This is a genomic window from Kitasatospora sp. NPDC004240, assembly GCF_053603215.1.
In genome coordinates this window covers 15,815-39,526 of the sequence record NZ_JBSGFD010000075.1, presented here as the reverse complement: position 1 = coordinate 39,526, position 23,712 = coordinate 15,815, and the positions used below count along the sequence as shown (strand labels likewise).

The 23,712-nt window shown below is 73.2% G+C and carries 25 protein-coding genes and 2 pseudogenes; 19 read left to right on the top strand and 8 right to left on the bottom strand.

What is annotated here, in order from left to right; translation table 11 throughout:
* The 4 genes from ACWEQL_RS21450 to ACWEQL_RS21435 form a co-directional block, all read left to right on the top strand.
* Positions 1 to 1,224, top strand: a 1,224-nt coding sequence (locus ACWEQL_RS21450) for a YncE family protein (RefSeq protein ID WP_452151869.1), incomplete at its 5' end; no start/stop codon positions are given.
* A gap of 405 nt (positions 1,225 to 1,629) precedes the next feature.
* A complete protein-coding gene (locus ACWEQL_RS21445; RefSeq protein WP_452151874.1) occupies positions 1,630 to 2,037 on the top strand; it encodes a YciI family protein in 408 nt (135 codons plus the stop codon).
* Between the two features lie 32 nt (positions 2,038 to 2,069).
* Positions 2,070 to 3,218, top strand: a complete 1,149-nt coding sequence (locus tag ACWEQL_RS21440; protein ID WP_452151873.1) for an RNA polymerase sigma factor — start codon at positions 2,070 to 2,072, stop codon at positions 3,216 to 3,218.
* A 174-nt stretch (positions 3,219 to 3,392) separates the two neighbouring features.
* Positions 3,393 to 4,757 (top strand): MFS transporter, encoded by a 1,365-nt coding sequence (locus tag ACWEQL_RS21435; protein WP_452151868.1) that lies wholly within the window; start codon positions 3,393 to 3,395, stop codon positions 4,755 to 4,757.
* A 4-nt stretch (positions 4,758 to 4,761) separates the two neighbouring features.
* On the opposite strand, the gene ACWEQL_RS21430 is transcribed toward ACWEQL_RS21435, so the two are convergent.
* Positions 4,762 to 5,220, bottom strand: a complete 459-nt coding sequence (locus ACWEQL_RS21430; RefSeq protein ID WP_452151872.1) for a DUF2000 family protein — start codon at positions 5,218 to 5,220, stop codon at positions 4,762 to 4,764.
* Positions 5,221 to 5,314: 94 nt separating this feature from the next.
* Here ACWEQL_RS21430 and ACWEQL_RS21425 point away from each other — a divergent pair, with 94 nt between their 5' ends.
* From ACWEQL_RS21425 to ACWEQL_RS21400, 6 genes and pseudogenes are all read left to right on the top strand, one after another.
* Positions 5,315 to 6,124 carry an AraC family transcriptional regulator gene (locus ACWEQL_RS21425; RefSeq protein ID WP_452151867.1) on the top strand — a complete coding sequence of 270 codons (810 nt, stop codon included), beginning with the start codon at positions 5,315 to 5,317 and terminating at the stop codon, positions 6,122 to 6,124.
* 102 nt (positions 6,125 to 6,226) lie between these two features.
* A complete protein-coding gene (locus tag ACWEQL_RS21420; RefSeq protein ID WP_452151866.1) occupies positions 6,227 to 6,661 on the top strand; it encodes a VOC family protein in 435 nt (144 codons plus the stop codon).
* Positions 6,662 to 6,831: 170 nt separating this feature from the next.
* On the top strand, positions 6,832 to 7,296 hold the full coding sequence (locus ACWEQL_RS21415; protein WP_452151865.1) for an SRPBCC family protein: 465 nt from the start codon (positions 6,832 to 6,834) through the stop codon (positions 7,294 to 7,296).
* On the top strand, positions 7,293 to 7,655 hold the full coding sequence (locus ACWEQL_RS21410) for an ArsR/SmtB family transcription factor (RefSeq protein WP_452151864.1): 363 nt from the start codon (positions 7,293 to 7,295) through the stop codon (positions 7,653 to 7,655). Before ACWEQL_RS21415 ends, ACWEQL_RS21410 begins: the two co-directional genes overlap by 4 nt.
* Before the next feature lie 48 nt (positions 7,656 to 7,703).
* The gene (locus ACWEQL_RS21405; protein ID WP_452151863.1) at positions 7,704 to 8,144 is read left to right on the top strand and encodes an SRPBCC family protein; all 441 of its coding nucleotides are present in this window, start codon (positions 7,704 to 7,706) and stop codon (positions 8,142 to 8,144) included.
* A 250-nt stretch (positions 8,145 to 8,394) separates the two neighbouring features.
* A pseudogene (locus tag ACWEQL_RS21400) lies at positions 8,395 to 9,612 on the top strand (alginate lyase family protein); the annotation flags it as partial.
* Positions 9,613 to 10,460: 848 nt separating this feature from the next.
* Here ACWEQL_RS21400 and ACWEQL_RS21395 read toward each other — a convergent pair.
* Both ACWEQL_RS21395 and ACWEQL_RS21390 read right to left on the bottom strand, forming a co-directional pair.
* Entirely contained in the window at positions 10,461 to 11,306 is an 846-nt protein-coding gene (locus ACWEQL_RS21395) for an SDR family oxidoreductase (protein ID WP_452151862.1), read from the bottom strand.
* Between the two features lie 253 nt (positions 11,307 to 11,559).
* Positions 11,560 to 11,826 (bottom strand): hypothetical protein, encoded by a 267-nt coding sequence (locus tag ACWEQL_RS21390; RefSeq protein ID WP_452151861.1) that lies wholly within the window; start codon positions 11,824 to 11,826, stop codon positions 11,560 to 11,562.
* A gap of 77 nt (positions 11,827 to 11,903) precedes the next feature.
* Here ACWEQL_RS21390 and ACWEQL_RS21385 point away from each other — a divergent pair, with 77 nt between their 5' ends.
* The 4 genes from ACWEQL_RS21385 (at position 11,904) to ACWEQL_RS21370 (ending at position 15,699) form a co-directional block, all read left to right on the top strand.
* Entirely contained in the window at positions 11,904 to 12,170 is a 267-nt protein-coding gene (locus tag ACWEQL_RS21385; RefSeq protein ID WP_452151860.1) for a hypothetical protein, read from the top strand.
* On the top strand, positions 12,167 to 13,225 hold the full coding sequence (locus ACWEQL_RS21380) for a hypothetical protein (protein WP_452151859.1): 1,059 nt from the start codon (positions 12,167 to 12,169) through the stop codon (positions 13,223 to 13,225). Before ACWEQL_RS21385 ends, ACWEQL_RS21380 begins: the two co-directional genes overlap by 4 nt.
* Positions 13,226 to 13,411: 186 nt before the next feature.
* Positions 13,412 to 14,512, top strand: a complete 1,101-nt coding sequence (gene ku / locus ACWEQL_RS21375; protein WP_452151858.1) for a non-homologous end joining protein Ku — start codon at positions 13,412 to 13,414, stop codon at positions 14,510 to 14,512.
* Between the two features lie 101 nt (positions 14,513 to 14,613).
* A complete protein-coding gene (locus ACWEQL_RS21370) occupies positions 14,614 to 15,699 on the top strand; it encodes a hypothetical protein (protein WP_452151857.1) in 1,086 nt (361 codons plus the stop codon).
* Positions 15,700 to 15,827: 128 nt separating this feature from the next.
* Here the strand turns inward: ACWEQL_RS21370 and ACWEQL_RS21365 are convergent, their stop codons facing one another.
* The gene (locus tag ACWEQL_RS21365) at positions 15,828 to 16,559 is read right to left on the bottom strand and encodes an HAD family hydrolase (RefSeq protein ID WP_452151856.1); all 732 of its coding nucleotides are present in this window, start codon (positions 16,557 to 16,559) and stop codon (positions 15,828 to 15,830) included.
* A 225-nt stretch (positions 16,560 to 16,784) separates the two neighbouring features.
* On the opposite strand from ACWEQL_RS21365, the gene ACWEQL_RS21360 reads away from it, so the two are divergent.
* Complete coding sequence (locus ACWEQL_RS21360) at positions 16,785 to 17,831, top strand: class I SAM-dependent methyltransferase (RefSeq protein WP_452151855.1); 1,047 nt, start codon at positions 16,785 to 16,787, stop codon at positions 17,829 to 17,831.
* Between the two features lie 482 nt (positions 17,832 to 18,313).
* Here the strand turns inward: ACWEQL_RS21360 and ACWEQL_RS21355 are convergent, their stop codons facing one another.
* Positions 18,314 to 18,883, bottom strand: a complete 570-nt coding sequence (locus ACWEQL_RS21355; RefSeq protein WP_452151854.1) for a DUF4240 domain-containing protein — start codon at positions 18,881 to 18,883, stop codon at positions 18,314 to 18,316.
* Positions 18,884 to 19,206: 323 nt separating this feature from the next.
* Here ACWEQL_RS21355 and ACWEQL_RS21350 point away from each other — a divergent pair, with 323 nt between their 5' ends.
* The gene (locus ACWEQL_RS21350) at positions 19,207 to 19,842 is read left to right on the top strand and encodes a DUF6461 domain-containing protein (RefSeq protein ID WP_452151853.1); all 636 of its coding nucleotides are present in this window, start codon (positions 19,207 to 19,209) and stop codon (positions 19,840 to 19,842) included.
* 87 nt (positions 19,843 to 19,929) lie between these two features.
* Here the strand turns inward: ACWEQL_RS21350 and ACWEQL_RS21345 are convergent, their stop codons facing one another.
* Positions 19,930 to 20,388 carry an Lrp/AsnC family transcriptional regulator gene (locus ACWEQL_RS21345; protein WP_452151852.1) on the bottom strand — a complete coding sequence of 153 codons (459 nt, stop codon included), beginning with the start codon at positions 20,386 to 20,388 and terminating at the stop codon, positions 19,930 to 19,932.
* 62 nt (positions 20,389 to 20,450) lie between these two features.
* Between ACWEQL_RS21345 and ACWEQL_RS21340 the strand changes: the two genes are divergently transcribed.
* The 3 genes from ACWEQL_RS21340 (at position 20,451) to ACWEQL_RS21330 (ending at position 22,007) form a co-directional block, all read left to right on the top strand.
* On the top strand, positions 20,451 to 21,290 hold the full coding sequence (locus ACWEQL_RS21340; protein WP_452151851.1) for an AzlC family ABC transporter permease: 840 nt from the start codon (positions 20,451 to 20,453) through the stop codon (positions 21,288 to 21,290).
* Complete coding sequence (locus ACWEQL_RS21335) at positions 21,283 to 21,612, top strand: branched-chain amino acid transporter permease (protein WP_452151850.1); 330 nt, start codon at positions 21,283 to 21,285, stop codon at positions 21,610 to 21,612. The genes ACWEQL_RS21340 and ACWEQL_RS21335 overlap by 8 nt, the downstream gene beginning before the upstream one ends.
* A 104-nt stretch (positions 21,613 to 21,716) precedes the next feature.
* Positions 21,717 to 22,007, top strand: a complete 291-nt coding sequence (locus ACWEQL_RS21330; protein ID WP_452151849.1) for a DUF7336 domain-containing protein — start codon at positions 21,717 to 21,719, stop codon at positions 22,005 to 22,007.
* Positions 22,008 to 22,289: 282 nt separating this feature from the next.
* On the opposite strand, the pseudogene ACWEQL_RS21325 reads toward ACWEQL_RS21330, so the two are convergent.
* Positions 22,290 to 22,517: pseudogene (locus ACWEQL_RS21325) on the bottom strand (ribosomal protein L7/L12); the annotation flags it as partial.
* A 207-nt stretch (positions 22,518 to 22,724) separates the two neighbouring features.
* Positions 22,725 to 23,636, bottom strand: coding sequence for a hypothetical protein (locus ACWEQL_RS21320; RefSeq protein WP_452151848.1), 912 nt, complete (start codon positions 23,634 to 23,636; stop codon positions 22,725 to 22,727).
* Between the last annotated feature and the right edge of the window lie 76 nt (positions 23,637 to 23,712).

Genomic DNA, 23,712 nt, shown 5'->3' with positions numbered 1-23,712 from the left:
CTGGCCGTCACCGCGGCCGCCCCGGCGCCCGCGCCCGCCCCGCCGCCCACGGCCACGGCCGTCGCGTCCCCGCAGGCCCTGCGGGAGGTGATGTTCGTGGGCAACAACTGGGACGGCACCGCCGACGTCATCCGCTCCGGCGGCGACCTCGCCCGGATCGGCCGGATCGACGTCATCCCGGACAAGGACCAGCGGCTCACCGAGATCTACCTCAACCCGATCAAACTGGCCTACTTCCTCGGCATCCGGCTCGGCCCGGGCGAGGGGCACGACCAGTTCGTCGACGACATGTACTCCACCCCGGACGGCACCGCGGTGGTGGTCTCCCGCCCGAGCTTCGCCGACGTGGTCTCCCTGGACCTCGCCACCGGCCGGATCAACTGGCGCTTCCCGGTGTCGGGTTACCGCTCCGACCACATGGCGCTCTCCCCGGACGGCACCCGGGTGGCGGTCTCCGCGTCGACCGCGAACACCGTCCACGTGCTGGACGTGCGCACCGGCCGGCAGCTCGGCTCGTTCCGGACCGGCGACAAGCCCCACGAGAACCTCTTCACCGACGGCGGCCGGCGGATCTGGAACATGTCGATCGGCGAGGTCACCACCGCCCTGGACGCCCCCTGGCTGGACTGGACGAAGGGCGACCGGAGGATCACCGTGGTCGACGCGGACACCTTCGCCCCGGTGAAGGTCATCGACATGCGCGAGCGCCTCGACGCCTTCGGCCGCCCCGACCTGTCCGATGCCGTCCGCCCGGCCGCGTTCGGCCCCGGCGGATCGACGCTCTACTTCCAGGTCTCCTTCTTCAACGGCCTGGTCGAGTACGACGTCGCCGCCGACCGGATCACCCGGGTCAAGACCCTGCCGAAGAACCCGGCCACCAGCGAGGACCGCACCACCTGGGTCAACGACTCACGCCACCACGGCCTGGCGATGAGCCCGTCCGGCGACCGGCTGTGCGTCGCCGGCACCATGGACGACTACGCCACGGTCGTCGACCGCGCCACCCTCCAGGAGGGACCGCTGGTGCCCGCCTCGAAGCCGTACTGGGCCACCGTCAGCGGTGACGGCACGGCCTGCGTGATCTCCGAGAGCGGTGCCGACCGGGTCACCGCGATCGACTTCGCGACCGGCCGCAGGACCGTCTCCGTCCCGGTCGGCGACCACCCGCAGCGGGTCCGGCTCGGGCACGTACCGGCCGGCTGGAGCGGCCCCTCGGGCGGCTGATCCCCCGTCCCGCCCCCGGAACGGCCGTCAACCAGGGCTACCAGACCCTCTTCACCGGTGACAACACCTCGGCGCTCCAGGTCTTCAACGCCGACTTCGACATGACCGGGAACGGCGGCGCGCAGCAGGGCATCGCCGAAGCCGTGCCCGCCGAAGCACTGCGACGGCTCGCACAACCCGTGGGACCGGCCCCGCGAAAGCTGACGGGCCCGCCCCACCACGCGCCCGTGACCCGGATGCGTGAGCGGTGACGAGGGTGTCCAGGTCCGCCCCGGCGGACCCGGGCGCCCTCTCGCCGTATCCCGCGGACATTCCCACGCCCTCGATGTCGAGAACCCGCGACCGGCTCCGTCCCAGGGGTGAACGCGACCACAATGGGTCGCACCAGGACCGAGGAGATCCATGATGGCCAAGTACCTGCTGCTCAAGCACTACCGGGGCGCCCCGACCGCGGTCAACGACGTGCCCATGGACCAGTGGGCGCCCGAGGAGGTCTCGGCGCACATGCAGTACATGCGCGACTTCGCCACCCGGCTGGAGAAGAGCGGCGAGTTCGTCGACGGCCAGGCGCTCGCCCCCGACGGGATGTGGGTCCGGTACGACGGCGAGGGCCGCCCGCCGGTCACCGACGGCCCCTTCGCCGAGACCAAGGACCTCATCGCCGGCTGGATGGTCATCGACGTCGACAGCCGGGAACGCGCGGTCGAACTGGCCGGCGAGCTGTCGGCCGCCCCCGGCGCCGGTGGCAGGCCGATCCACGAGTGGCTGGAGGTCCGCCCGCTCCTCGCGATGTCGCTCACCATCACCGAATGACACCCCCCGTGGACCGCACCCCGCAGCAGGGCCTGGACCAGGCCCTGCTGCGGGGCCTCATCCCGGGCGTGCTCGCCGTCCTCGTCCGCCGCGGAGCCGACTTCGCGGCGGCCGAGGACGCCGTCCAGGAGGCCCTGATCGAGGCCCTGCGCGCCTGGCCCGCCGATCCCCCGCGCGACCCCAAGGGCTGGCTGGTCACCGTCGCCTGGCGCAAGTTCCTCGACACCACCCGCTCCGACGCGGCCCGCCGCCGGCGCGAGCACCTCCTCGACCAGGAGCCGCCCGCCGGCCCGGTCCCCGGCTCCGACGACACCCTCAAGCTGTACTTCCTCTGCGCCCACCCCTCCCTCACCCCCGCCTCCGCCGTCGCGCTCACCCTGCGCGCCGTCGGCGGACTGACCACCCGCCAGATCGCCCAGGCCTACCTGGTCCCCGAGGCGACGATGGCGCAGCGCATCAGCCGGGCCAAGCGCACGGTCTCCGGCGTCCGCCTGGAGGCGCCCGGCGACGTGGCCACCGTGCTGCGTGTCCTCTACCTGGTCTTCAACGAGGGCTACGGCGGCGACGTCGACCTCGCCTCCGAGGCCATCCGGCTCACCCGCCGGCTCGCCGCGCACGTCGACCACCCCGAGGTCGCGGGCCTGCTCGCCCTGATGCTGCTCCACCACGCCCGGCGCGCCGCCCGTACGGCGCCCGACGGCAGCCTGGTGCCGCTCGCCGAACAGGACCGCGGCCGCTGGGACACCGTCGCGATCGCCGAGGGCGTGGCGATCCTGCAGGCCGCCCTCGCCCGCGACCGGCTCGGCGAGTTCCAGGCCCAGGCCGCGATCGCCGCGCTCCACGCCGACGCGCCCCGCGCCGAGGACACCGACTGGGTGCAGATCGTCGAGTGGTACGACGAACTCGTCCGGCTGACCGGCAGCCCCGTCGTCCGCCTCAACCGCGCAGTCGCCGTCGGCGAGGCCGACGGCCCCCACGCCGGCCTCGCCGCGCTCGCCGAGGTCGACGCCGCCCTCCCCCGCCACACCGCGGTCGCCGCCCACCTCCACGAACGCGCCGGAGACCTCACCACCGCCGCCCGCCTCTACGCCGAGGCCGCCGCCAAGGCCCCCGACCTCGCCGAACGCGCCCACCTCACCCGCCAGGCCGCCCGCCTCAACACCCACCTCCGGCGGGGCTGACGGGTCGGGTGCCGGGCCGGGTGCCGCCACACCGTCAGGGCGTGCCGGGGGCTCCCGGCGCTCTCGATCTTCCCGGGAATCTCGACATGAAGTATCTTGATGTCGAGATTGATATCGAGTGTGACATCGCGCCCGATCTCAAGGTCGGATCGGGTTCGAATCGGGGGCAATGGCGTGCGGTGGAACGAGAACGGGCTGGTGGCACGGTTGCGGCGGCCGCCGGGTGGGCGGGACGCGCGGGTGATGCTGCTCGCGCAGTTCGTGGACCGTACGGGGACGGGGGTCTGGGCAGCAGCCTCGGTGCTCTACTTCACGTTCGTGGAGGGGTTGGGCGCGAAGGAGCTCGGGCTACTGCTCGGCGTCGCCTCGGTGGCCGGGATCGCCGGATCGCCGCTGGCCGGGCAGGCGGCGGACCGCTTCGGGCTGCGGGGCCTGCTGATCACGAGTCACCTGCTGCGCGTCGCCACCACGGGCCTGCTGCTGGTCGTCGACGACTTCGCCGCGCTGACCGCCCTGGTGGCCCTCACCTGTATCTGCGAGCGGGCGGCGAAGACGCTGGAGATGCTGTTCGCCACCCGCGTCGCGGGCGAGCGCCGCGGCGAGTACCAGGCGCTGTTCCGCAGCGCGGCCAACGCCGGCTACGCGATCGGCGCGGGCATCGCGGCCGCCGGCCTCGCGGTCGGCACGACCGGCGCCTACCGGGCGCTGATCCTGGTCAACGCCCTGTCCTTCGTCGTGGCCGCGCTCCTGGTGCGGCGCACCCACGAGCCCGACGGCCACGGCCTGGTGGCCGCCCGACGCGGGCCGGACGCCGAGGCGCAGCGCTCCACCGAGAAGCCGCGCGCCGCCGAGGAGCCGCGTTCCACCGAGGAGCCGCCGCCGAACCCCTGGCGCGACCGCGGCTACCTGCGGTTCGTCCTGCTGGACATCCCGCTGAACCTCGACGACGCCGTCCTCAACGTCGGCCTGCCGCTGTGGCTCGTCCACCACACCGGCGCCCCGCCCGCGCTCGTCCCGCTGTTCCTGGCGGTGAACACCGTCCTCGTGGTCGTGCTCCAACTCCGCGTCTCCGCCTGGGCCCACGGCCCGTACGGCGCGCTCAAGGCACTGCGCTGGTACGGCGCGACGCTCATCGCCTGCTGCCTGCTCACCGCACTGGCCACCGGCCGCGGCGCCTGGACCGCCGCCCTCGCCCTGACGGCCGCGGCGGTCCTGGTCACCCTCGCGGAGCTGCTGCGCTCGGTCAGCTCCTGGGAGTTGGCGGTCAGCCTGGCGCCGCCCCGCGCCCGCGCCTCCTACCTCGGCGTGGCCGGCACCGCCCAGTCCGTCCAGAAGGCGGCCGGCCCCCTCCTGCTGACCGGCGCCGTCATGACCGCCGGCCCCGCGGGCTGGGCCGCACTCGGCGTGACCGTCGCCGCCCTCACCGCCGTCCAACGTCGCACCGCACTACGGCGGTTGACCGATCTGGCGGACGCGGCGAAGCCCGCGGAGCCGGTGGCCGCGCACACGGAGTCCACGACCGCCACCGGCGGCCGGTAGCCGCTCAGGGGTGCATCCGGGCGCCCTTGAGGATCTTGTCCACCGCGTTCCGGGGGCCGTGGACCGCCAGTCCCACCAGATCGAGGTGGTCGGCGCCCACGGCCCGTACGGCGGCCCGGTTGTCGCGGTCGTTGCCCGTGGCGAAGAGGTCCGAGGTGAACACCGCCGCGGGGAGGGCCCGCGCCACCGCCCGGCGGTGCGCGGCGGTCAGGGTCTCCTTGGTGCCCTCGAAGACCAGCACGGGCTGGCGGAACATCGGCAGGTACGCCGTGCCGTCGGCGTCCTCGTACGGCTCGCCGATGACCTCGGGCACCGCCGTACCGAGGCCGCTGACCAGGAAGGCGGTCACGTTCAGGCGCTGCCAGGGTTCGAGGTCCTCGCGCAGCAGGACGGCGATCTTCGTGTCGAAGCGGACCGGCGCGTTCCCGGCCGCGGCAGGGGTGTCGGTCTGCTCCGTACTCATCCGCTCCGCGCTCATCTGCTCCGTGCTCATCTGCTCTGTGCTCATACCGTGAGACTGCGGGATGCCCGGCCCCGCCGTCTTGTACGTTCCTTGCATGCCGCAGCAGGAGGTCTCCGCCTGGCGTCCGGCCGTCCCGGGCGTCGTGGAGGTCCTGCACGCCCGCTTCACCGAGCACGCCTACCCCATGCACGTCCACGACGCCTGGACCGTGCTGATCGTCGACGACGGCGCCGTCCGCTACGACCTGGACCGGCACGAGCGGGGCACGCCGAACGACACCGTCAGCCTGCTGCCGCCACAGGTCCCGCACAACGGCTCGCCCGCCACCGCCGACGGGTTCCGCAAGCGGGTGCTCTACCTGGACCTCACCCAGCTGGACGCGCGGTTCATCGGCCCGGCCGTGGACGACCCGGACCTCACCGATCCCGTGCTGCGCCGACGCGTCGGGCAGCTGCACACGGCGCTGGCCGAGCCCGGGGACGAGCTGGAGGCGGAGAGCCGGCTGGCGTTCATCGGCGAGCGCCTGCGCGAACACCTGCGACCCCGCCTGGCCGTCGCCCCGGGCGCCCCGGACCGCGGTGTCGCCCACGAGCTGCGCGACCTCCTCGACGCGCGCCTGCCGGAGGCGACCACCCTGGAGCAGGCGTCCCTCCTGCTCCACGCCCACCCCACCCACCTGGTCCGCGCGTTCAGCACGGCCTTCGGGATCGCGCCCCACCAGTACGTGATGTCGCGCCGCGTCGACCTCGCCCGCCGGCTGCTCCTCACCGGGCAACCCGCCGGCGAGGTCGCGGCCGCGGCCGGCTTCTACGACCAGTCCCACCTGACCCGGCACTTCAAGCGCGTCCTCGGCACCACCCCGGGCCGCTACACCCGCGCCGGGCGTCCCGGCCGCACCGGCTGAGCCACTCGGCGCGCCACGGGCGTGCGGAGGGCTGCCCTGCCGTCAATTCAGGTGGCCGCAAAAGGGATCGAGCTGCGGAATCGGCGCTGTTAGGGTGGCCCGATGGCATCGATCAAGGAATTCCAGGTCACCTTCGACTGCGCGGAGCCCGAGCGCCTCGCCGCCTTCTGGTGCGAGGTGTTGGGGTACGTCCTGCCGCCGGCGCCGGAGGGGTTCGCGACCTGGGAGGATCACGCCCGTTCGCTGCCGTCCGAGGAGCGGGCCCGCTATTTCGCGTGCAGCGATCCCTCGGGCGTGGGCCCGCGGCTGCTCTTCCAGCGCGTTCCCGAGGGCAAGGTCGTCAAGAACCGGGTGCATCTCGATGTGCGGGCCGGCACCGGGCTCGTGGGTGAGGAGCGTCTGGCCACGCTGAAGGCCGAATGCGCGCGACTGGAGGCGCTCGGCGCGACGTGCCTGCAGGTCCTGGTCGCCGACGAGGAGAACGAGTCGTGCATCAACATGCGGGACATCGAGGGCAACGAGTTCTGCCTCGACTGAGCGTCTCCGGACCGCCGGCCCTGCCATGGGCGGGGTGTGCCCGCCCGTGGTGTCGTGAGCGCCGCCGCACACCGCACGTAATCCTTCAAGCGCAACCACAGGTTGCACATCACACAGCCGCGCCCTACAGTTATATGCAACCAAAGGTTGCACATGGACGGAGCGGCGCCATGGAGTACGGCAGCATCGAGCGGGAGATCCACGTCGACGCCACCCCCGAGGTGGTCTACGAGGTCATCAGCACACCCGAGCACCTGCGGGAGTGGTGGCCGGACGAGGCGGAGCTGAAGCCGACCGCCGGGGCGACCGGCGTCATCACGTTCGGCGACGGTTCGTCGCCCGACGCGAACGTCGCACCGGTCACCGTGGTGGAGGCCGACCCGCCCCGACGGTTCTCCTTCCGATGGGTGTACGGGGCGGACGAGGCGGCGACGCCCGCCAACTCGCTCCTGGTGACCTTCGACCTGGTCCCCTCCGGCGCGGGCACGCTGCTGCGCTTCAGCGAGACGGGCTTCCGGGAGAAGGGCTGGGAGGCGGCCGTGCTCGAACAGCAGTACCGCGAGCACGTCACCGGCTGGGACTACTACCTGCCCCGCCTCATCACCTACACCGCCCGGGTGGTGGCGAGCCGATGAGCGTCATCGTCGACGACGAGCTCTGGTCGGCGGTGGGCGACCCTATACGCCGGCGGATGCTCGACCTGCTGCTGACCCACGGCGGCGGGACCGCGACCACGCTCAGTGAGCACCTGCCGGTCACCCGGCAGGCGGTCGCCAAGCACCTCGGCGTCCTCGACCGGGTCGGGCTGGTCCATGTCACCCCGTCCGGCCGCGAGCGGCTCTACGAGGTGGACGAGGCCCAACTCGCCCGCGCCACGGCCCAACTGTCATCGGTCGGGGCCGCCTGGGACGCCCGCCTGAACCGGATCAAGCGGATCGCCGAGGCGATCCAGCGCAGCAAGGACAGCAGTGAGGACAGCGGCAAGGACAGCTGACGGGCCCCGCCCGCCCGCGGGCGCCCGCCCCAAGATGGAGGTACCGAAATGGCTGACATCCTGCACAGGATCGGAGTCCGGTCGTCCCCCGGCGCGGTCTACGCGGCCCTGACCACGGTCGACGGCCTGGCGAGCTGGTGGACCGAGCAGACCGACGGTGACGCCGGGGTCGGAGGGACAGTCCGGTTCCGCTTCGCGCCCGGCGGATTCGACATGAAGGTCCTGGACGCCCGGCCGGCCGAGCTCGTGCTCTGGGAGGTCGTCGACGGCCCCGAGGAGTGGATCGGCACCCGGGTCCGCTTCGAGCTCAAGCAGGAGGACGACTTCACGATCGTGCTGTTCCGGCACGAGGACTGGAGGGAGCCGGTGGAGTTCATGTACCACTGCAGCACCAAGTGGGCGACGTTCCTGCTGAGCCTCAAGAAGCTCGTCGAGACCGGCGAGGGCGACCCCGCGCCGCGCGATGTCAGGATCAGCAACTGGCATTGACCGAAAGGCCGTTGAGGGACGAGCCCGGTGCCCATCCGTCGGATCCGACGGATGGGCACCGCCATGTCCGCGCACCTTCGGCATCCCCGCCGGCCCCGGAACGACGACAGATCTCCCTCACGGAGTCCCCACACAACGAAGCTTGACCGCTACCTGACACCTCAATAGCCTCAACACCCATCACTGACAGGAAACTTGACTAACCGATGGGAGTGACTGCCCAGTGGCACCCCACCGCCCTGGCCCAGCCCTGCGAGCGAGGAATCCGAAGCGGCGGCGATTCGCGATCGCCGCCGCCGCCCTCGCACTGTTCGGGGTCGCGCTGCCGACCTCCAGTCCCGCCGCCACGACCCGGCCGACCGAACCGACCGGCCAGGGCATCACCGCCCCCACCGCCTTCACCCACCCCGGCGTCCTGCTCGGCAAGTCCCAACTGGACCTGATCCGCACCCGGGTGAACGGCGGCGTGGAACCGCAGAAGAGCGCCTGGTCGCAGATGATGGCCAGCCGGTACGCGTCCCTGTCCTACACGCCGCACCCCCGGGCCGACGTGGAGTGCGGCCCCTCGTCGGTCCCGGACAACGGGTGCAGCGACGAGCGGAAGGACGCCATCGCCGCCTACACCGACGCCCTCGCCTGGTACGTGACCGGCGACGCCCGCTACGCCAAGAAGGCGATCCAGATCATGGACGCCTGGTCGGGGACCATCACCAAGCACACCAACTCCAACGCCCCGCTGCAGACCGGCTGGGCCGGGACCGTCTGGGCGCAGAGCGCGGAGATCGTCAAGTACACCTACGGCGGCGGCTGGTCGAACTCCTCCCGGTTCGACTCCATGCTGCGCAAGGTCTACCTCCCCGTCGTCGTCCAGGGCGCTCCCGACAAGAACGGCAACTGGGAGCTGATCATGGCGGACGCCGCGATCGGCATCTCCGTCCACCTCGACGACGCCGCGAGCTACGACAAGGCCATGAAGATCTTCCTCGGCCGCGTCCCCGCGTACGTCTACCACACCACCGACGGGAGCACGCCGCCGTACCCGCCGCGGTCCGGTGTGAACACCCCGAGCAAGCTGACCAAGTACTGGTACGGCCAGACCACGTACGTCAACGGCGTCGCCCAGGAGACCTGCCGCGACTTCGGCCACACGGGCTGGGGCCTCGACGCCATCGCGCACGTCGCCGAGACGGCCGGCCTCCAGGGCACGGACCTGTGGACGCGGCTGGCGGACCGGATGACGTACGCCTTCGACTTCCACACCCGGTACGAGAACGGCGCCTCCGCCCCGTCCTGGCTGTGCGGCGCAAGCGTGCACCCCGGCCTGGGCGCGACGACCGAGATCGGGTACAACGCGCTTCACAACCGGCTCGGGATCGGCATGGCCGACACCCGGAAGTACACCCTCGCCCACCGGCCGCAGGGCACCGACGACCACTGGATCGCCTGGGAGACGCTCACCCACGGAGACATCGGCGCACGGGCCTCCAGCGGCTTCTCGCTCGCGGCCTCGCCCACATCCGGCGGCGTGCGGGCCGGCTCCTCCGCGACCACGACCGTCTCCACGGCGGCGGCCTCGGGCTCGCCGGAGTCGGTGGCACTGTCGGCGTCCGGCCTGCCGTCGGGCGCGAACGCGTCGTTCAGCCCGGCCTCGGTCACCTCCGGCGGCAGCAGCACCCTGAAGGTCACCACCGGTGCATCGACCCCGGCCGGGACGTACACGGTCACCGTCACCGGCAAGGCCGCGTCCGGGAGCCACACCACGCACTACACGCTCACGGTGTCCCCGGCCTCCGGCGGTGGCTGCTCCCCCGGGTGGAGCGCGGCCGCGTCCTACGCTCCCGGCGACAAGGTCTCGCACGGGGGCCACACCTACTCCGCGCTGTACTGGAGCACGGGCGTCACCCCCGGTTCGGGCACCGCCTGGAACATCTGGCAGGACGACGGCGCCTGCTGACGCAGCCCGGTTCGGTCGGGGGAGCAGCCACCGCCCACAGCAAGGGAGCCCCTGGAGCCGTCCGGAGTGGGGCCGGACTCAGGGCAGCCACCGGGGATCGGGTCCCGCGCGCTGCTCGCGCGCGGGACCCGATCCCCGGCTTCGTCCCGCCCACAGTCGGGGATGGTCGCGCCGTTGACGTCCTTCGCGACGTCAACGCCCCACCGCGAGCGATGGTACGCCGACACCCACTGAGCGGCCGGGCCCACATCCGGATCCGTCCGGCGCGGAACCCGGCACGGCTATCAGCGGGCCGCCCCTCCCGGCCGCCCCTCCCGGCCGCCCCGAGGCCGGGGCCGCCGGGAGGCCGGACTCGTCGCCTCCTAGCGGAAGGCCTCGACGTTACGGCGGGCCCACTCGGCGAAGGGACGGGGTGCGCGGCCGAGTACCTGGTGCACGTCGGGGCTGAGCCGTAGCTCGGCAGCGTTGGGCTCGCCGAGGACGGCCAGCGTGGTCTCCACGACCGGCTCCGGCAGGAAGGCGGCCATCCGCGCGTGCGCCTGCTCCTGGGTCAGCTCCACGAACCGCACCGACTCACCGAGGGCCGCGCCGATCGCCTCGGCCTGCTGCCGGGGTGTGACGACCGCCGGCCCGTTCAACTCGTATACATGGCCCGCGTGTTCGTCCTTGAGCAGGGCCACGGCCGCGACCTCCGCGATGTCCGCCGGATCGATCACCGGGATCCCGACATCACCGAACGGCGCGGCGACGGTCCGCTCGGCGCGCACCGATTCCGCCCAGGCGTAGGCGTTGGACGCGAAGCCCCCGGGCCGCAGGATCGTCCAGGCCGGACCCGACTCCCGCACCGCATCCTCGATCGCCCGCATGACGCCCCCGTGTGAGGGCGACTCGGGCCTGGTCACCACGCCCTGGGAGGAGAGCAGCACCACGCGCCGGACCCCGGCGGCCCTCGTCACGTCCAGGACGGCCCGCGGGTCGAGCCCGTGGCCGCCCGCGCCGCCGTCGTGCAGGAACACGGCTTCGGCGCCGTCCAGGGCGGGCCGCAGGGTCTCGGGCGCGGTCAGGTCGGCCCGCACGTGCCGGGTTCCCCTCGGCAGGTCCACCGGGGCCACCCCCCTCGACACCGCCGTCACCCGCTGCCCGGCCTCCGCCAGGGCCCGCACCACCGACCGCCCGACGTTTCCGGTGGCACCCGTCACCACAATCATGCTCAACTCCCCTGTCTTTCCCAGTGGTTTCTCGCGATGACGGCGACGCTAGCAAGGCGGATACGGTAGTTACCTAGAGGAAAGTGACTACCTCGGAGGGTGGAACCGATGGCGGCCGAGGCGAGCCGGCCGCCGGTCGGTGAGCCGGGTCGGGGTCTCTCCCCCACTTCGGCACCTCGCCGGGTGGGCCACCACTGGGCCACCAAGCCTCCGGAGGGCATGTGACACAGGGCAGGCGGAAGCGCGACGCCCCTCACCCGTCGATGAATCCCATGCCCTCCGCCCGCTTCGCCTCCCGCCGGTGCACGAACTCGTGCGGTCCGGCACCCAGCACCGGTGCCGCGCCGTCCAGCAACGACCCCTGGCACACCCTGGCAAGGAACTCGACGCACCCGGAGGGGTGGACGGTCGATGTCCGCGACTCGTAGACGCAGACGGGCCGAGCGTCACTGTCGGGCCCGTCCAGCCGCCAGAGGTGACTCGCGTTCTCGTCGACGCGGCGCGTCGAGATCGAGAACACACCCGGAGGGAACCACGGCGGCCACGGAAGGCCCAGTCCGGCGTGTGAAGGGCGGCCGGGCAGCCGATGCTCGAGGTATGGGATCGATCATCGTGCTGTTCGAGCTCGGGCAGGACGAGGCCATCGGGGCGGAGGGCGTCGAGCCGGTGGTACTCGCGGTGCACGCCGCCGGGAGTGGCCCCGGAATGCCGGAGGAGCCGTTGCCGCACACGCTGTGCGGCCTGGGGACCGGACCGCTGGAGCAGTCCCCCTACCGGCCCGTGCGTCGCGATGAGCCCTGGTACCCGCCGCCGCTGGCGGACCTGCGGTGCCGCGACTGCGAGGCGGCACTCCGGACGACATGAGCGGCCGGACACCGCCCCACGAGGACGGGGCGGACGGACCGGACACCTTCGACCGGATCGCCGACGAGCTCTACGCCCTCCTCCCCGGCGAGTTCACGGCCGCGCGCAACCGGCACGCCGGCCGGCTCCGGAAGACCGACCCGCGGCTCGCCGAACAGGTCCGGGCGTTGCACCGGCCGGCCCAGGCCGCGTGGGCCGCCAACCTCCTCGCCCACCGGCACCCGGATCTCGTCGCCCGACTGCTCGACCTCGGAGAGTCGCTGCGGGACGCCCAACGGCAACTCGCCGGGGAGCGGTTGCGCCCGCTGGTCGAGCAGCGCCGGCAGTTGGTGCGGGCGCTGGCGGAGCAGGCGCAGCGGGCCGCGGCGGAGGCCGGTCACCCGCTGGCGGTGGACGCGGTGGAGGGGCTGGAGCGTACGCTCGGCGCCGCGCTGTCGGATCCGGAGGCCGCCACCGCCCTGGCCGCGGGCCGGTTGACGGCGCCGCTGGAGCCGGTGCTGTGGCCGGACGCCGGGCCCGGCGGGCCGGAAGGGGATCAGGGTGAGGACGTCGTGGCCGGGACACGCCCCGGCCCGGCCCGCACGGCTGCGGCCACGGACCCGACCGCCGCCGAGGCCACGGCCGAGCACCGGTATCGACACGAGCGGGAGCGCGCCCGGGAGCTGGCGCGGGAACGGGCGCTGGAACGGGCCCGGGAGCTGGCGCGGGGACGTGCGCTGGAGCGGGCCCGGGAGGCGGTGGCGGAGACGGAGGCCGCCGTACGGGAGGCCGCCGAGAGCCGCGAGGCCGCCGAGCGGGCGCTCGCCGACGCCGAATCCGACCGGCGGCGGGCCCGGGAGGAGGCCAAGCAGGCCGACCGCGCGCTCACCGAGGCGCAGCGGCGGGCGGATCGTACGCGGCGGAGCCTCGCCCGGGCCGAGGAGCGGGTGCGGACCGCACGGGAGGGGGCCCATGCGGCCGGGGACCGGGCACGGGAGGCGCGGGAGGCCGCCGAGGCGGCGGCCGGGAGGATGCGGGAGGCGGCGGGCGACGGTGACGGCGCGGGGCCGGACTGACCGCGGCCCGCTCGCCGGGTTCAGGCCGGCGCCCGCGGTACGGGCTCCCCGGTAGGGCGTCGCCGCCGCCCCTCCCGGGCGAAACCCAGCAGGCCGGCGGCGACCGCCGGCCCGGTCGCGCGTGCGAACCCGACGCCGGCTGGGGATGCTGGGGGTGTACCCGTCGCACTGGGATGGGAGGCCGCCGTGGCCCGACCGATGTGGACCGGGGTGCTCACCTTCGGCCTGGTCAGCGTGCCCGTCGCCCTGTACACGGCGACGCGGTCCCACGACGTGCGCTTCCACCAGCTCCAGCGCGGCACCTCCGACCGGGTCCGCAACAAGCGGGTCAACGAGCGCACCGGCAAGGAGGTCGAGTTCTCGGACATCGTGAAGGGGTACGAGGTCGCCGAGGGCGAGTACGTGATCGTGGAGCCGGAGGAGCTGGAGCAGGTGTCCCCCGGCCGCTCGCGCACCATCGACATCGCCGGCTTCGTGGACCTGGCCGAGGTCGATCCGATCTTCTTCGACCGCACGTACTACCTCGGCCCGCGCGGCGAGGAGTACCAGAAGGTCTACTCCCTGCTGGTCGAGTCCCTGGGGGAGGCGGGCAAGGCCGGCCTGGCCATGTTCGCGATGCGCGGCAAGGAGTACCTGACCGCGGTCCGCTCCGAGAACGGCATCCTCGAACTGCACACCATGCACTTCGCCGACGAGGTCCGCGACCCGGGCCTGGAGGTCGACAACCTCCCCGGCGAGGTGAGGCTCTCCCCGCAGGAGCTCAGGACCGCCCGGCAGCTCATCGACGCGCTCGCCGTCGAGTGGAAGCCCGAGGAGTGGCACGACACGTACGAGGACCAGGTCAGGGAACTGGTCGAGAGCAAGATCGCTGGCCGCGAGGTCGCCGTCTCCCCCGGCCCGGAACCCGAGGCCACCAATGTCATCGACCTGATGGACGCCCTGCGCCGCAGCCTCGAAGGCGCCGGCGGGAAGACGGGCACCGGGGGGACGCGGAAGGCCCCGGGCCGGAAGGTGCCCGCGGCCACCCGCACCCCCAAGCGGAGCGGGGGCAGGAAGAGCACCTCCACCAAGGCCGCCACCGCCGGGAAGACCGCCACCGCCGGGAAGGCGCGCGGTGGGAAGCGGACGGGCGGTGCCGCCGGCGGGCAGCCGCTCGACGAACTGACCAAGGCCGAGCTCTACAAGCGCGCCAGCGACCTCGACATCCCCCATCGCTCCACCATGACCCGCGACCAGCTCCAGGACGCCCTCCGGCACGCGGACCGCCCCCACCGCGCCGCCTCCTGACGCCCCCCGCACCCCTGCCCCGCACCTCTGCAACCTCTGCCCGTGGCCGTCGGCGGGTGGCCGGGGTCCGGCGGGCCGGCCGCGGCTGGTAGGAAGAGATCATGATGAGTGATCAGGACCTCACCGACGTCGTGCGCCGTCTGACCGCCGAGCCGGTCGAGCCGGGCTGGAGCGGGCAGGAGCTGCGCGACCTGGTCGGACGGCTCGGCTGGACGTGGGAGGCGGAGGAGCCGGACGGGCGGGCCCGGGTGACGACGGGGCTCGCGGGCGGGGACGCCGTCGCGGTGCCGGTCGGGGCGACGGCACGTACGTGGGCTCCCGGCCAGGAGTACCTGGAGCTGGTGGTCCCGGTGAGCCACCCGGATGCCGGGGAGCGGGCGCAGGACGGGGACCAGGCACGGAACGGGGACCGGGCGCAGGCCGAGGCGTTCCGGCGGATCGCGGACACCGTCCGACGGGTGCTCGGCGAGGCGACGTACGCCGGGTCGCACGGGCTGAGGGGGCCGGCCGGGCTGCGGCTGGACCCCTCGTGGGGCAAGGCGTTCCTGCGCTGGCGACGGGGGGCGGTGACGCTCGAACTGCGCGCGGGGGAGGCCGGGCCGGAGCTGGTGCTGCAGCCGAGCCGGGTGTGGGAGTCCTGGTACGCGCAGGCCGGGCGCGGCTACGTGGCGACGCTCGAAGGCGGGCAGCCGCTGGAGCACCCCCGGTGGGAGTCGCCCGGGACCTGGGACGATCTGGAGAACACGATCGGCGCGTTCCTGCGCACCCTCCCCGCAGTCTCGCTGGCGACCGGCCTGACGCACAGCATGCCCCTGTACGGGCGGCTGCCCGGGCGCGGCGCCCCGCTGCTGTTCGACATCGCATGCGTGGACCACCTGTACGTGTCCTACACCGAGTACCTCGCCGACGAATCGGCCGCCGGGGCGAACGCCGCAGCCCTCGGCTGGAGTCCGCGGGAGTCGTTGCCGCCGGGGCACCTGCCCCCGGCCTTCGACGGCGAGGCCCCGTGGCGGGTCGACGCCGGCGGCCCCGGGCAGGTCGACGCCAGCGAGGTCGCCGCCCTGATCGTGCGGACGGCCCGCGCGGCCGGCCTCGACACGCCCACCGGCCTGATCGTCGGCGGCGAGGCGGAGTACCGCCACCCGTACCGGATCCACTTCACCGCCCTGGCTCTGCCGGTCGGATGACCGCCACCGCGTCGGCGGTCCGGCCGTGACCGGCGGCCGGGCGGAGGCGCGCCTCGGGCGCCCGCCCGTCCACGAGCGGGTCGGCGCGTCGGTGGCGGTCCGTCGGCGCGCACATGCCGACCAGCCGGTCAGCCCTCGCCGCGCGGCAGGTGGCCGGGGAGGTCGGTGAGCCGTTCGATGCGGGGCACCGCCCCGTCGGCCGTCGGCGACGGTCCACCGGTGACGAAGTCGATGCCGCGGTCCAGCCAGATGCCGGTGAGCCCGGCGCGGGCGGCCGCGTTCACATCGCTCTCCAGCATGTCGCCCACGTTGACCGCCCGCGCCGGGTCCGTCCGCATCCACCGGCAGGCGGCGGCGTAGGCGACGGGTTTGGCCGCACCGAGCTCGGTCGGGGTCAGGACGGCCTCGAAGTGGTCGAGGAGGCCGAAGCGGGCGAGCTTGGCGCGCTGCTGCCCGGGGTCCCCGTTGGTGAGAACGGCCAGACGCGGCGCTCGGGGAAGCCGCAACAGGGCTTCCAGGCACGGCCGGACGTCGGGATAGCACCGCCACGACTCCTCGAACGGGGCGAGGTAGCGCTCGGCGATCCAGGCGTCCAGAAGACCGGGACTCCCGGGCACCGCCTCACCGAGCATCGGCAGGAAGGAGCGGGCCCTGCGCCGGTGGTGCTCGGCGAAGGAGCATTCACCGGCCAGGTACTCCCGCATGTGGCGCGCCTCCAGCGCCCACCAGAGCGCCACCAGCTCCTCCTGCGGAGCCGTCGCGTTCGGCGCGTCCCGGACGATCCGTCCGACCGTCTCGAAGACCGCGCTCCGATGGTCGACCAGGGTGCCGTCCAGATCGAAGAAGATCACATCCGTCATGCGGTGATCATCTCGCGGGACCCGCCCCTGACGCCAGGCCGTCCGAGTGGTCGCCACAGGGCGGACGTTCTCCGGGACGCCGGGAGCGGGCGGCATGCGGTGAGCAGTGGTGCGGCGCGCAGATCGCGGCATGCGGCGCGCAGGTCGCGGCCGAACTCGACGTGTCCGACGCACCACGGTGGGCAATCATGGAGGGTTGCGCCGAGTCCGACGAAGGAGTCGCCCGTGCCCGCACCGTCCTACCTGCCCGCCATGACCGTCGAGCAGTACCTCGGGCACCTGGCCGCCCGCCACCCACGGTGGCACCGGCTGCTGGACACCGGACGGTTCGGCTGCGACGCCACCATGAGCCGACTCCACTCGGCGTCCAACGAGTTCGACTCCGACGCCACCGGCCACGGCGACTCCTACCGACACGCCCACCGTGACCCGCTGGTCCGCTGGACCGGAGCCCGGCAGCTGCTGCGCCTGGCGACCACGAACGCCGCCCGCGAAGGGGAGCCGCTGGTGCTGGACGTCCTCGGCGGCGACGGGCTGCTGGCCCGCGCCGCCGCGGTCCGTCCCGGCCAGGTGCCGAACGGACTGGCCCTGCTCACCGGTGACATCTCCGGCCCCATGGTGGCCGCCGCCCTAGACCACGGGCTGCCCGCCGTACGCCAGGCGGCCGACCGGCTGCTGCTGGCCGACCGGACGGTGGACTCGGTGCTGCTGGCCTACGGCACCCACCACATCGCGCCCGCCGCCCTACCGGGAGCGGTCTCCGAAGCCGTCCGGGTGCTGCGACCCGGCGGCCGGGTCGTCCTGCACGACTTCGAGCCGCACAGCCCGATGGCCGTCTTCTTCCGGACCGTCGTCCACCCGCACGCCGCCATCGGCCACGACCATCCGCACGTCACCCGCACCGGACTGCTCGACCTGTTCGCACCGTTCCCGGTCGCGGTGCGACTGCTCGACGTCTACGACCCGATCACCGTCCTCGCGCCCTCCCCCGACGCGGCGAAGGCCGCGATGGTGGCCCACTTCGCCGCGACGTTCGCGCTGACCGACCACTTCGCCGAACTCGGCACCGAGGCCGCCTGGGAGCTCCTGGCCGCCTCCTTCGACCACACCGACCACCTCGCGGGACTCTGCGCGCCCCTCACCGCACCCGCCCGCCCCCACATCCGCCCGGCCACCACCGGGGGCCACATCGCCGAGGTCCCCAGGGTGGCACTCGTCGCCGTGGCCGAACACCGCGTCGCAGGGCGAGGCGACTCGGCCGGCGTCGTGTGAAAAACGGGAAGCCGTCCGTTCTCCACTTCGGCATGATGGCGACCATGGACGACGTCGAGTGGGTGACCCTCTTCTGCTACGAGAACGTTGCCGGCTGCCCCGAGCCCGGCCGACTCATCGCGGTTTGACTGCGGGATCGAGGTATCGACTGGTTCCCGTTCGCCCAGGACGAGCTGCGGATCGACCTGATGCGCGGTGCCGACACGGACGGACGTCGGCGCTGCACGCTCGCCGTCCGCCTTCACGCGGACGCCCTGCTCCGGCTCGGTCTGCATCCGGACCAACCGACTTCGGCGGCGGCCGACCCGCCACCACCCAAGTGGTGGGGCCCGTGGGCCCGGTGAGCACCGGCCACCGGGGACGCCTACGCACCGTGCCCGAGGACGGCACGCCGGTCGAGCCCTGCCCGTGCGAAGCCTGGTACGGGCCCACCGTGCACTGCCCCGCCAGTACCCGTGTACCGGAGGCCGGGTCAGCCGGGGTCAGCCGGGGTGGGGCGGGAGGTGGAGGGCGGCGAGGCGCGGTAGGCGGCGGTGCATCTGGTCGCTGTCGTCGAAGTCGAAGTCCTCGCCCATGTCCGCCTCGGCGCGCTCGCGGACCCGGGCGGGCCGGTGGTCGCGCCAGGCGTCGTAGAAGTCCTCATCGGGCCCGGCCACTCGCGCGAACGCGCTGGCGGCCGAGTAGTTGACGTCCTCGTGGAACAGCACCTCGTAGTCCTCGTCGGCCGCCGCCTCGACGACCAGGGGGTGGTCGGCGAGTTGGTCGGGGTCGGCGGCGACACGTTCGTACCAGGCACGGCCCTGGGCGATCACTCCTGCGCGGAAGTCCATGAAGCCGTCGTCCGAGCAGCCCCCGCCGATGAGGTAGGCGGCGGCCCAGACGTCCCAGCGGTAGAGGGCGTCGTGGAGTTCGTCGAAGCGTTCCTGGTACTCCAGGATCTCCGTCTTCGGGCGGGCGGCCAGCAGGTCGACCAAGGCCCCGTCGAAGCCGTCGTCCGCCCCGGCCCGGGTGCGCGCCGTCTCGACGAGGTGCCAGAACTCGTCCATGTCCATGGACGGGCACTCTGCCAGCCGCCTACGACAGCCGGCCCCCGTGGGACCGCGGCGGGCGTTGTCGGAGCCTACGCGTAGCCTGCGGCGCATGAGCATGATCAGGGAGTACCTGCGTCTGACACCCATCGAGCTGAACCGGGCCGTCCACGATTCCGGGTCTACCCCCGGGGCTGGGACGATTCGTCGACGCTCGAATGGCACGCGGCCACTTCGGTGCGCTGACGTCCTTCCTCGGCGCCGCCGCGATCGCCGGTGACGCCGTGCTGGTCTGGCTCGACTGACGTGACGACCGGCCTTCGCGGGCCGCTGCCGAAAGGGCTGACATGCGTGGGTTGACGGATGCCGAGGACGCCGCGGGGCGCTTCGCGTGGATCAACGGGTTGGAGGAGGACTACATCTGGCCGATCGTCACGGTGGTCTCCGGGGTGGGCCGGGACGAGGTGGTCCGTCGGCTGCGCGCCGCCCCGGGGAGCGGGAGGCCCCTGACCGTACGGCAGTCCCTGGACGAGCGGGACCAGCCGGGCCGGGAGGAGGACCTGATCGGGGTCGGCACGGTCGGTGACCTGGTGTTCCTGGTGGAGGGCCGCGGTTGCACGATGGCGGTCCCCGGGGTCGTCCGGGAGCTGTCGCACGGTGGTCGGTGCTTCGGTGTGCAGATCGACGTCAACGGGGGCGACACCGTTCACTACGCCGTGGACGGCGATCTCGTGGTCTACGAGGAGCACTACGGACCGATCGAACCGCTGCGGCCCGGGGACCCCCGCTGGGACGCCGAATGGTGCCGTGGGCTGATCGACGTGGACGATCCGACGGAGATCTGGGGAGTGAGGATCTTCGGGCTGATGGAACGGGTCATCGGCGCCACCGTCGACCCCTCCTGGTTCGCGCGGCCGCTCAACACCTTCACCGTCCCGCCGGCGTCGGGGTACGCGAACACCTCCGCCTGGGACCTGCCGTGACGGCCCGGTCGCCGGACCCCCTCTGCGGCCACGGGCCGACGGGGCCGGACGGCCGGGTGCCGGTGCCCGTGTCAGCAGGTGCCGTCGCTACCGCTTGGGCTTGATCTCCTTCATGGTCAGGTGGGATTCCAGGCGGAGCACGGCGGGCAGGCCGCTGAGCTTGCCGGTGAGGAATGCCTCGTAGGCGGCGTGGTCGGCGACCGCGACGCGGATGAAGTAGTCGGGGCGCCCGTACATGCGGCGGAACTCGACGACCTCCTCGTACGAGGCGACGATGGCCTCGAACTCCTCGTGGGTCTTGCGGTCCTGGGCGTAGATCTCCACGTCGACGAGGACCTCCAGCCCGTGCCCCAGGGCCTCGGGGTCGATGACGGCCCGGTAGCCGGCGATGACGCCCGCCTCCTCCAGCCGCTTGACCCGGCGCAGGCAGGGCGGCGGGGTCAGGCCGACCCGTTTGGCCAGCTCGACATTGGTCAGCCGCCCGTCCTGGCTCAGGTGGAACAGAATTTCACGATCGATGGCATCAAAGCTGATTTCATTGCTCACGGGGTGATCGTAGCGCCATCATCGGCAACCATATAAGGTGCTGATTCTTCTAAAATGTCCGCATGGGAACACCTCCTGCCGTTGCCGGTGGCCGGCCGCGGGCCGCGGCCGCACCCCCACCCACACGCGCCCTTGAAGCCGAGCCCGCCCCTGCTCCGGCGTTCGCCCCGGCCGCGGCGTCCGCCCTCGCCGACGCGTCCGCCCCCGCCTCCCGGCGGCCGTCCGAGGCGCGGGCGGCACTGAAGGACTCCGCCTCCGTGGGCCTGGGGTTCGTCCCGCTCGGGCTCGCCTTCGGGGCGCTGGTGACGCAGTCCGGCCTGCCCTGGTGGTGGGCCGGACTGTCCGCGGCGCTCGCCTTCGGCGGATCCTTCGAGTTCCTGCTCATCGGCCTGGTCACGGCCGTCGCCCCGCCGGCGGCGATCGCCGTGTCCGCGCTGCTGGTGAACGTCCGGCACGTGTTCTACGCACTGTCCTTCCCGCTGGAGCGGGTACGCGGCCGCGCCGGGAAGCTGTACAGCACCTTCGCCATGTGCGACGAGGCGTACGCGCTGACCACCGGGGAGCGGGCCCGCTCGTGGTCGGGCCGCCGGATCCTGTGGCTGCAGTTCATCCTGCACCTGTACTGGGCCGGCAGCGCGGTCGCCGGGGCCGCCCTCGGCTCCCTCATCCCCGACAGCGTCCACGGCCTGGATTTCGCGCTGACGGCGCTGTTCACCGTTCTCGCCATCGACGCCGTCCGCGAACTCGGCCGCGACCCGGCCACCCCCGCGATCGCCCTGCTCAGCGCGCTGGCCGCCCGGCTGCTCCTCCCGGGCCAGATGCTGCCGGCCGCCTTCGCCCTGTTCACGGCCGCGCTGCTGGCCCGCCGCTTCACCACCGCCAGGAGGCCGGGCCGTGCCTGACACCCGCCACCTGGTCGTCGCCGTCCTCATCGCCGCCGCCGTCACCTGGGCCCTGCGCGCCCTGCCCTTCGCCGCGCTGACACCGCTGCGCGCCAGCAGGACGCTCCGGTACCTCAGCACCCGGATGCCCGCCGGCGTGATGGTGATCCTCCTCGCCTACTGCCTGCGGGACCTGTCCCCCACCCACCCTCAGGCGCTGGCCCCACTGGTCGCCCTGGCCGTCACCGCCGGCCTCCACCTGTGGCGCCGCAACGCGCTGCTGAGCATCCTCACCGGCACGGGCGCCCACGTGCTCCTGGCGAGCACGCTCCCGGCGCCGTAGGAACCGCCGGCGTTCGCCGGACCGGTGAGGCGGCGGCATGGCGGCGGGGCGGTCAGGGGTGGAGACCGGCACGCCCCGTGCGGGGCCCGGGGTAGCCTGCGCCGGTGAAGGTCTATCCCCTCTGGCACATCGGCCACCAGAACGAAGCCGGCCCCGACGGCGAGACGGTCCACCTCGAGGACGGGGAGGTGTTCGTCGACGAGCAGGACGGCGACGACGTCAAACTGCTCGGCATCTACTCCTCCGAGGCCGCGGCCGAGGACCGGATGCGGCGCGCGCGTCTCCTACCGGGCTTCGCCGACGAGCCCGACTGCTTCCTGATCGGAGAGTACGACCTCGACCACGACCACTGGACGGAGGGCTTCGCCCGCGTGCCGGTCCAGGTCTCCGACTGAGCGGCCCGTGGCCCGGAAGAGGAAGTCGCCTCGACGACTGCATCCTCCCGGTTCTTCGGCTGGGCGATGAGCTTCCGGAAGTTCTCCACGGTGAATCTCCCGGTCTGGATCTCACGCAGGACGTCTGCCGGGTCGATTCCTTCAGGACGGGAATGACTCCGATCCCACCGACGGGGCGCGGCGCAAGGACCTTGCCGATGACCGCGCCGGATGCCCACCCGCCGGGACCCGTAGGCTCCCCAACGCCGGCGGTCGCTACGGGGCCGGCTCGGCGTGGGCCTCGGCACCGGCGTCGCGCAGGGCGGCCACGAGGGCGGCGGCGACGTACTCCGGGACGTCGTCGAGGATGATCACCGGCAGGTGGCCGATGAGGCACCTGGCATCCCACAGGCCGAGCCCGAGCCGGCTACGCAGGACCTTCACGACCTCGATCCGCTGCGGACCGGTGTCCGTGACGACGACCCTGTGCGGCAGATAGTCGCAGATCAATTCGGCGAACTCGCCCTCCACGCCCGCCCCCTCCGGCAGTCCTGCGGTCGCCCAGCAGCTTACGACCGGCCTTCCGTGCTCGCCTTCGAATAACGGGGCGAGCGCGCAGGAGCGGGGGCGGCGACCGGTCGGACGGTCGCCGCTCCCGCACGGTCGGACGGAGCGCTCGGTGTCGTCGGCCCGCGCGTCCTCGGCCGGTAGCGGCCGCGCACGCGCGGGCGTGCTGCCTCACATGTGGCTGCCCTGGGTGTCGGCCTGGATGCCCAGGGCGCGCAGCCATTGCTGGCAGTTGGCGCAGGGCGTGCGCTTCACCCACACCCGTCCGTCGCGGCCCCGGGCGTCCATGGCGGCGATCCAGCCGTCGGGGAAGGCCACCGGGGACTTCCGGAAGGCGTCGACGACCAGGTCCTCGGAGGCGAGGCCCTGCGCGTGGACGAACCGGTCGAGCGCGCGCACCTCGGCGCAGCCGTCCACGGTCCAGGACTCCAGCCGGTCCACCCGGTTGACCACCACGTCGTACGTCACCTGGAGCAGCCCGGTGCCGTCGTTCTGGCCGCGGTAGGCCTGGCCGCCCAGCACCAGGATCGCCTTGACCGCCGGGGCGTCGCCCTTGGGCCCGGGGTGACCGAGGACCTTGGACAGTTCGTCGAGGAGGATCTCGTGGTTGCCGCGGGGCGGGAGCGGCGCGGGCGCCTGCCGCTGGCGGGGCGGCTGGGACTGCTGGGCGGCCGCGTCGGCCGCGTCCCGCGCCTGGAGCAGGGCGACCAGCCGCCTGCGCAGGTCAGCCACCGCCGCCCAGGCCGTGCTGCCCTCGCCCTGCGCCCACCCGAACAGCGCGCGCCGCGCCTGGATGCCCGGCAGTCGCCCGTGGCCCTCCGTGACCTGCCGGATCTCTCCGGTTACCGCCCTGACGTGCCAGGCCAGTTGGGAGGCGGATTCCTCGTTCAGCGGCCGGTCGAGGTCGAGCTCGATCAGCGCCCGCTGGAGGACGCCGCGCAGCTGTTCCAGTTCGTCGAGGGCCTGCGCGTCCGTGGGCGTCTGGTTCGACGGCCCCCGCAGGTAGTCCTTCTGCGCCCCGGTCAGGCCGGTGAGCACGGCCCCCACATGGGCGTCGAGATCGATTCGCGGTTCCCGGTACATGACTGCCTTCCGCCGACCGATGGGACCACGGACGCTACCCACTCGCCGCGCGCGCCGTCCGGCGGACCATCGAAGC